The 8,149-nt window shown below is 35.5% G+C and carries 10 protein-coding genes, 1 pseudogene and 2 riboswitches; of the genes and pseudogenes, 6 read left to right on the forward strand and 5 right to left on the reverse strand.

Annotated elements, in window-relative coordinates; all coding sequences use genetic code 11:
* Positions 1 to 53 precede the first annotated feature (53 nt).
* Positions 54 to 160: riboswitch (SAM riboswitch) on the reverse strand.
* A gap of 52 nt (positions 161 to 212) precedes the next feature.
* Positions 213 to 1,403 (reverse strand): pyridoxal phosphate-dependent aminotransferase, encoded by a 1,191-nt coding sequence (locus tag CN326_RS18915; protein ID WP_098310519.1) that lies wholly within the window; start codon positions 1,401 to 1,403, stop codon positions 213 to 215.
* A gap of 14 nt (positions 1,404 to 1,417) precedes the next feature.
* Between CN326_RS18915 and CN326_RS18920 the strand changes: the two genes are divergently transcribed.
* The 3 genes from CN326_RS18920 (at position 1,418) to CN326_RS18930 (ending at position 4,193) form a co-directional block, all read left to right on the forward strand.
* Positions 1,418 to 2,284, forward strand: coding sequence for a carbon-nitrogen family hydrolase (locus CN326_RS18920; RefSeq protein ID WP_098310529.1), 867 nt, complete (start codon positions 1,418 to 1,420; stop codon positions 2,282 to 2,284).
* Positions 2,285 to 2,357: 73 nt separating this feature from the next.
* Positions 2,358 to 2,503, forward strand: a riboswitch (SAM riboswitch).
* Positions 2,504 to 2,589: 86 nt separating this feature from the next.
* Complete coding sequence (mtnK, locus tag CN326_RS18925; RefSeq protein WP_098310520.1) at positions 2,590 to 3,774, forward strand: S-methyl-5-thioribose kinase; 1,185 nt, start codon at positions 2,590 to 2,592, stop codon at positions 3,772 to 3,774.
* A 266-nt stretch (positions 3,775 to 4,040) separates the two neighbouring features.
* Positions 4,041 to 4,193, forward strand: coding sequence for a YvrJ family protein (locus tag CN326_RS18930; RefSeq protein WP_098310521.1), 153 nt, complete (start codon positions 4,041 to 4,043; stop codon positions 4,191 to 4,193).
* 222 nt (positions 4,194 to 4,415) lie between these two features.
* Here CN326_RS18930 and CN326_RS18935 read toward each other — a convergent pair whose 3' ends face one another.
* Entirely contained in the window at positions 4,416 to 5,192 is a 777-nt protein-coding gene (locus CN326_RS18935) for a 3-hydroxybutyrate dehydrogenase (protein ID WP_098310522.1), read from the reverse strand.
* 198 nt (positions 5,193 to 5,390) lie between these two features.
* Between CN326_RS18935 and CN326_RS18940 the strand changes: the two genes are divergently transcribed.
* The 3 genes and pseudogenes from CN326_RS18940 (at position 5,391) to CN326_RS18950 (ending at position 7,024) form a co-directional block, all read left to right on the forward strand.
* Positions 5,391 to 5,723 (forward strand): PadR family transcriptional regulator, encoded by a 333-nt coding sequence (locus CN326_RS18940; RefSeq protein ID WP_098310523.1) that lies wholly within the window; start codon positions 5,391 to 5,393, stop codon positions 5,721 to 5,723.
* A 70-nt stretch (positions 5,724 to 5,793) separates the two neighbouring features.
* A pseudogene (locus CN326_RS18945) lies at positions 5,794 to 6,399 on the forward strand (DUF1129 domain-containing protein); the annotation flags it as partial.
* A gap of 349 nt (positions 6,400 to 6,748) precedes the next feature.
* Positions 6,749 to 7,024, forward strand: coding sequence for a hypothetical protein (locus tag CN326_RS18950; RefSeq protein WP_098310525.1), 276 nt, complete (start codon positions 6,749 to 6,751; stop codon positions 7,022 to 7,024).
* Between the two features lie 67 nt (positions 7,025 to 7,091).
* Here CN326_RS18950 and CN326_RS18955 read toward each other — a convergent pair whose 3' ends face one another.
* From CN326_RS18955 to CN326_RS24340, 3 genes are all read right to left on the reverse strand, one after another.
* On the reverse strand, positions 7,092 to 7,325 hold the full coding sequence (locus CN326_RS18955; RefSeq protein ID WP_002114671.1) for a YuzF family protein: 234 nt from the start codon (positions 7,323 to 7,325) through the stop codon (positions 7,092 to 7,094).
* Positions 7,326 to 7,563: 238 nt separating this feature from the next.
* On the reverse strand, positions 7,564 to 7,797 hold the full coding sequence (locus CN326_RS18960) for a hypothetical protein (RefSeq protein WP_098310526.1): 234 nt from the start codon (positions 7,795 to 7,797) through the stop codon (positions 7,564 to 7,566).
* A gap of 295 nt (positions 7,798 to 8,092) precedes the next feature.
* The coding region (locus CN326_RS24340) for a BC1881 family protein (RefSeq protein WP_136997743.1) at positions 8,093 to 8,149 on the reverse strand (57 nt) is incomplete at its 5' end.

Below are 8,149 nucleotides of genomic sequence, written 5' to 3' on the forward strand. Positions count from 1 at the left end.
CTAGTTGAATAAAAAAAACCTCTCAGCTAAGGAGAGGTTTTTTTACAACCAGCTCCTTATCTGTCAGCTTAATGCTGCGAGAATTAGCACCGTGCCTATATAAAATAGATCGGTTGCCGGGTTTCATCGGGCTCGTCCCTCCACCTGCTCTTGATAAGAAGTATTCGGAAATGTTTTAATATTTTTGATAACTGAATTCTGACAGAGAATTTTTATGTTGTCAATGATTTTTTGAAAATTTTTAATTGATTAATTCTATGGACCGCTTCGCGAAGGCGTTCTTCTGTATGTAATAAGCCAACGCGAATGTAACCTTCCCCATGTGTACCAAAGCCGACACCTGGTGCAACGGCAACGTGAGCTTGCTCTAATAATACATCAGCAAATTGTTCTGAAGTATACCCATCTGGAACAGGCAGCCATGCAAAAAAAGATCCTTTTGGTGCAACCACATTCCAACCGATAGAATGACAGGTAGTAATCAAAGCATTTCTTCGAGATTCATAGTGTTCAACTAGTTCATCTACGCAAGTTTGCGGACTTAATAACGCTTGGCGAGCAGCTTCTTGCACGGCACCAAAAATACTGACATACATATGATCCTGTAATAAGTTGATTGCTTCAATGACACTTTCATTCCCAACAGCAAACGCAATGCGCCACCCTGCCATATTATATGTTTTTGATAATGTATAAATTTCAATGCCAACATCTTTTGCTCCATCAACTTGTAAGAAACTAATTGGCTTTTTAGCATCAAAGCCAATGGCACCATACGCGAAATCATGACAAACTAAAATGTCATGTTTGTTTGCAAACGATATAGTTTTCTCGAAGAATTTTGTTGTTGCAATGGCTCCTGTTGGATTGTTCGGATAGTTTAAAAACATTAATTTTGCTTGTTCAGCAGTTTGGGAATCAATCTTTGTATAATCAGGTAAAAAATGATTTTCTGCTAATAATGGCATTGTTGCAAGTTTTGCTTTCGCTAAGGCAACACCTGATAAATAATCTGGATAGCCAGGATCAGGAACGAGAATTGTATCGCCTGGATTTGTAAAACAAAGCGGTAATTCAACTAATCCAGCTTTTCCGCCAAATAAAACAGCTACTTCGGTTTTGGGATTTAACTGTACATCGTATTCACGCTCATAAAACGTAGCGACAGCTTCTTTTAAGCTTTCATGCCCGCGAAATGGCGGATATTTATGATGAATTGGTTGTTCTGCTGCACGCTGTAGCGCTGCTACGATATGCGCTGGCGTTGGCTGATCTGGATTTCCTTGTCCTAAGTTAATAATATCATGACCAGCTTGCACGGCTTTGTTGACTTTTGTGACGAGCGAAGCAAAAAATTGTGTTGGTAATAATGTTAATGACTCGGAAGATTGAAAATGTTTCATACTTTCCACCTCTTTTGAAAGTTGTTACAATTCTAGTGACAAATAATATAATCTTTCCAACTTTTTGTAAAGAAAAAATAAAAGGGAGTAGGGAGAAATCAATGAAAATTGCTTGTATTCAAATGGATATTACTTTTGGGAATGTAGAAAAAAATATAGAACATGCCGAAAAAAAAATAAACGAAGCGATGAAGGAAAAGCCAGACGTTATTGTATTACCAGAGTTATGGACAACAGGGTATGATTTGGAACGTCTTCCTGAAATTGCTGACCCAGATGGGAAATACACGAAACAATTATTATCAAAGTGGGGTAAGCAAAATTGTGTGAATATTGTTGGAGGATCGATTGCTAAGCAGACAGAGAAAGGTGTTACAAATACAATGTATATTAGTAATCGAAGCGGGAAAATTGTGGCTGAATATAGTAAAGTGCACTTGTTTCAACTGATGGATGAGCATAAATATTTAATTGCTGGAAATAAAACGGGTCACTTTATATTAGATGATACGTCGTGTGCAGGAACAATTTGTTATGATATTCGTTTTCCAGAGTGGGTACGCGTTCATGCTGCACAGGGGGCAACAGTATTATTCGTTGTAGCCGAGTGGCCACTTGTTCGCTTAGCGCATTGGCGGTTATTACTTCAAGCAAGGGCAATTGAAAATCAATGTTATGTTGTAGCGTGCAATCGTGCCGGACGTGATCTAAATAATGTATTTGCAGGGCATTCGCTTATTATTGATCCTTGGGGAGAAGTCGTCAATGAGGCAGATGAAACAGAAATGATTTTGCATGGAACGTTAGATGTAAAGAAGGTTGCTGAAGTGCGTAAAGGGATTCCTGTTTTTTTTGATCGCCGTTCAGAATTGTATAAGTAAAAAAGTATTGACAAGTAATTTTTATTCTTGGTATAGTCAACAACAGAAACTGAAAAATTTAGACAACTATATACTCTTATCAAGAGCAGGTGGAGGGATTTGGCCCGATGAAACCCAGCAACCGACCGTAATACCATTGTGAAATGGGGCGCACAGTTCGCGCCTAGTAAGGCACGGTGCTAATTCCAACAGAAAGAGAAACTTTCTGATAGATAAGAGGGGAGAAGTGAATCTTCAAACCTCTTTCGTCATCGAAAGGGGTTTTTTTATGATGAAAAACCCCAATACATTTAGGGGGAATCAAAATGGGATACAAACAATTAACAGAAGAAACAGCCGTTACATATGCGAAAGAAAATAGTTATTTTTCAGAAAAGGCAGTTGTCACTTGTGAAGAAATTGGTGATGGGAATTTAAATTATGTGTTTCGTTTACGTGATGGGAAGAAGGGATTGATTCTTAAGCAGGCTCTTCCATACGCAAAGGTAGTAGGAGAAAGTTGGCCGCTATCTTTACGCCGTGCAACCATTGAAAGTGATGCATTGCAAATTTTTGCAAAATACGTACCAGAGTATGTACCGAAAGTATATGGGCACGATGAAACATTAGCGATTAGTGCTATAGAAGATTTATCAGCTTTAACGATAACGAGAAAAGGATTGATAAACGGGGAAGACTATCCACTATTATCCAAACATATCGGGCGTTTTTTAGCTCATGTTCTTTTTTACACATCTGATTTCGGACTACAAGCAGAAGAAAAAAGAGTGCTAGATAGTCAGTTTGTAAACCCTGATTTATGTAAGATTACAGAGGATCTTGTATTTACTGATCCATTTGCAAACCATGAAACAAATGAGTATGAAGAAGAATTACAGGGTGTTGTTGACGAACTTTGGTGTGATAAAAACTTGAAGCTACAAGTAGCGCAGTGTAAGTATAAGTTTTTGACGCGAAAAGAATCATTAATTCACGGTGATTTACATACGGGAAGTATATTTTCATCATCTTCAGAAACGAAAGTGATTGATCCAGAATTTGCGACATTTGGTCCGTTAGGGTTTGATCTAGGTCAATTTATTGCGAATTTATTATTAAATGCACTGTCGCGTGAAGAAAACAAACGCAGCGTATTATTTTATCATATTGAGCAAACATGGAGTGTTTTCGTAGAAACATTTACAAGGTTATGGATGCTCGAAGGCGTAGAACCGTATACGAGAGAAAAGCAATGGCTACCAATTGTACTGAACAATATTTTCACTGATGCAGTTGGATTTGCAGGATGTGAGGTCATTCGCCGTACAATTGGATTAGCGCATGTTGCAGATTTAGATGAGATTTCTCATAAAGAAACAAGGTTACAAGCAAAAAGGCATGCATTACGGTTAGGAAGAAAATTACTTCTACATAAAACAGAAAATGCAGATGCTCGTTTGTTCCATATATTATTTGATTCTATTGTTTTGGGGAAGGAAGTAAAAGCGTGAGTATAAGCATAGCAGTACCTCGTTCTATTAGTTGGAAGGGAGATTCCATCGCTCTTTTGAATTAAACGAAGTTGCCGACTATTGTTGAATATAAGGCATTAACTACAATTGAAGATGTTTAGAAAAGTATTGTTTTATTAGAGGTGCAAAGGGATTATAAAGTGAAAATCGCAAAGATATTCGGAAAAACAAAAATGATTTAGCTTGTTTTTATTTACCACTTTTTTGGAGTCTCTCTTACTTATAATAAGAAGGGAGGAGAGACTATGGAGGAATGGATATCGGTTATTGGCAATGTTGGCTTTCCAATTGTTGTTACGCTATACTTACTGCATAGAATTGAAAGTAAGTTAGATAGCGTTATTGTCGCGATTGAGAAGTTACCAAAGCAGATGCAAAGATATGAAGCTCCAAAATAAAGTGAAACTTTCATCAGTGTGGGGGGACTTCATCCCCCACTGATAGTTAGTTGAATCAACCGGGCTCTTAGGGGCAGTTATCCCCCGCCTATCTTCTTCGCTTTCGTGGGGGTCTTACTGCCCAAAAGTAGCGGGATAAAATATGTGATGAAAACGGATTGTGTGGTAAAGGCACAATCCGTTTTTGTATATATTTAAATAGAAGAAAAAATTTGCTGAACTTTACTGTGCGGTATAACCACCATCAATGACAACAGCTTGTCCTGTAATGCCTTTTGCTTTCTCACTTGCTAAAAATAAGGCGTAGTCTGAAATTTCCTCCACGCTAAGCAATCTTTTTTGTGGTACAAGCGGGTAAATGACATCCTCTAATACATGTTCAAGCGGGACATCTCTGGTTATCGCTAAATCTTGAAGTTGGTTGCGAACAAGAGGCGTATCAACGTAGCCGGGACAAAGTGCATTTACTGTAATATTACACTCGGCACCTTCTAATGCTGCTACTTTTGTGAGCCCAATTACCCCGTGTTTGGCACTGTTATATGCAGATTTGCCAGCAAAACCAACAAGACCATTAATAGAAGCTATATTAATGATGCGTCCGTATTTTTGTTTTTTCATAATAGGAAAAGCATGTTTTATCGCAACAAACGGTGCAATTTGCATAATCTTAATAAGCATTTCAAATTTTTCAGTTGGAAAATCTTCAATTGGAGAAACATATTGCATACCTGCGTTATTAATTAATATATCAAGTGAACCAAAACGTGCAACTGTTTCAGAAATAGCTTGTATAATCTCTTGTTCTACTGTCACATCACATTGCATTCCAAATACTTTATATCCTTCGTTCTGTAATTGTTTCGCCGCCTCTTGTGCCTTGTCCTCTAAACGATCTGTAATCATTACAGTTGCGCCTTCTTTTGCAAAGGCTTTTCCCATTTCGTATCCAATTCCGCTTGCGGCACCTGTTAAAAATACAACGCGATTTATAAACATTTTTTATTCCATCCCTTTCATGAATATAGTTAACTCTATTGCTCTATTTAGAGAAATAAGGATGGAAATCCTGCAATCTTTTGGAAAAAATGCTCAAGCTATCTTGTGAAGCAAAATACTGTTTGTTATACTACTTGGTAAAGCAAGATACTTATACTTATCTATCTTGTAAAACAAGATAGAAGGAGGATTTGAATAATGTCGACGAGTCAAATGCTAAAAGGTATTTTAGAAGGATGCTTGCTTGCTATTATTTCTGAAGGAGAAATATACGGATACGAAATGAGTGAAAAACTGGCACAGTACGGTTTTACAATGGCAAGTGAAGGAAGTATTTATCCGTTATTAATTCGTATGCAAAAAGAAGGATTGATTACGAGTACGATGAAGGAGTCACCATCTGGTCCAAAGCGAAAATATTATACATTAACAGAAAAAGGTGAAGAGGCATTAGATGATTTCATGGAAAGGTGGGAAGCGATGCAAAGTAGTGTGCAGCGGTTGTTAGAGGGAAAGGAAAGCAGACGATAAAGTCTGTATTCCTAACGCTGAAACAATGAAAGGAAATCAAAAATAAGTAATCTAGACGAGGAGGTTACATATGAACGTTTCTAAAGAAGGTAAAAAGTTTTTGATTGATATGAAAGTATATTTATTAACAAAAGGAATAAAAGAAGATGATATAAATAACTTTTTAGAAGACGCTGAGCTTCATTTAATAGAAGGAGAAAAAGAAGGAAAGACGGTAACGGATATTTTTGGAGACTCACCGAAAGAATATGCAGAAGAATTGGCTGAAGAGATGGAAGTTGATAAAAGGGAAAATATAAAATCTCTCGTTACTTCAATTGTTAGTATTGGTGGGTATTGGATATTGAATAGCATTTTATTTAGCAATCCCAATCATCATCTAACGATTTCAAATGTAGATTTAATTGGGTATCCAATCATTTTACTTCTTTCTATTATAATAACGGTTGTTGCATTAAAAATGTCTTCTTTTAAAAGCAAATTAATAGAGTTTAGTATTATATATGTAATGGTTATGATTCCAATTCTATTACTTGTATTAATTAAGTTTGTTGATAAATGGATGGGGATACCGATTATCCAATTGTCAGGATCGCAAAGTTTTATTTTGGCCGGAATTATATTCTTAGTTTTAATTATTATTGATTTTTACCTTCTTCGTTGGATAGGGGTACTTACACATTGCTATCAAGTTAAGAAATACATTCTTCCCCAAAACAAAAAAAATGAACTAAATTTCTATGGACAACTATGAAAGGATGAAATTTTCGTTTTGGGGATACTTCAAAATCTTAGGTTGATGGGCATGTGGCGGGATCCCAAGAATACTAGGGGTCACCATATCAAAAAAAGAAAATTGTACGTTTAGACATAAAAATGACACATTTCGATTAGTTCCCTGTACGTTAAGGAATTAGTTTGTATATTTGAGGAGATGTACGAGACAGGTGTAAATGTAGGGGAATCCAATATTTTCTATTCAAATATGATAGAATGGAAATATATCCAAAACGGAGGGAAAACAAATGAACTCAAACACAAAACAGTTTATTTATGATATCCAGCAAAGAAAGAACAATTATATGGAAAATGTATTAAAGGCAATACAACACCCTAAAAAAGAGCAATCTGAACAGGTCATTCAAAATATAGTAGAGAAGATGGATATGATGATTAGTCTAGTTACTACGTACATGAGGATTGAAACAGGATCTACGGAAGAATTAAAAGAACTTCAGAAAGAAATTATTCATGCTCAAGCATATATCCAAAAACGAAAATTTGAAGAAACACAGAGATAAGACCCTGTGTTTTTATTTAGTCGTCTATGAAACCAATATGTTATAAATCAAATTAGATGTAATTTAATCATTGTTTTGGCATAATCCATACAATTTGTTGAATACGTACAATATACGGTACCGTATCTTCAATGAGCAAATGATCTGGTTTCACATCCTTTAACTTTCCTCTTACATTACCTCTTACAGTTTCAATAACCACATGTTTACCAATTGCTGATTGTAATGTCTGATATACGTAGGGATTAGGTACACTTACCATATTTTGTTCACTCAAGTCATTTCCCTCCAAATAACTCATTCTATAAGACTCCTTTCTAACTTACATTCTTTCTCTTAATATATGATATAAATCTTATAAATATGCTAGAAGGATAATTCATTATATGAACGAAAATAACATTTTGATAAGGTACGTTTTCTATTCCTAAATTACTAAAAAATTATTTATATAAGGTTACTTTTACTAGTTAATAGGTGATGATATAGGGATACTTTGAATGTACATCCAGGTTGTTCCTTTCAAGATATGTATCATTTTAAATACGCCCTTTATTAGAATACTGCTCATACTTTTTTTGAGATTCTTTAGTAATACGTGCGTTAAGTAAAATTGCTAACAACAAAAACACTCCATATTCCCCCCCTGTAGCTCCTATGATAATCACACTACTACAAACAAGTACAATTAATAGGAAAAACGAAACTACATAAATACGGTCATAGTTCTTTGTCATCTTCTCGTATTTTATACGTGCTTTCCTTGTATCCATCTAAATTCCTCCTTTACATTATCTATTTCACTATTAAATAAATTTCGTCCTAAAAAAGGAAACGATATATCGTTTCAAATAATTAATTTTTTTAAGCAACTAATTTATATAACATAAAAAGAAATCCTACCAATATTAAGCTTTCCACTATGATAATCCCGACCCTCTCCTTCCTTTTAACCCCATCACATCAGATGGAATATATGTATATCCTATTATTAGTCGTAGCAAACAAAAAGGATCTTCCCTTCTCGTAAAGGCTGATCCTTTTCTTCGTTCATTCAACTATTTTTAGCTATTCTTGATTAATTAGAATAACAGCTGGTCCATCTACACGAATTCCACCAACTTC

The organism is Bacillus sp. AFS018417 (assembly GCF_002560985.1).
GTDB classification, from domain to species: Bacteria; Bacillota; Bacilli; order Bacillales; family Bacillaceae_G; genus Bacillus_A; species Bacillus_A rhizoplanae.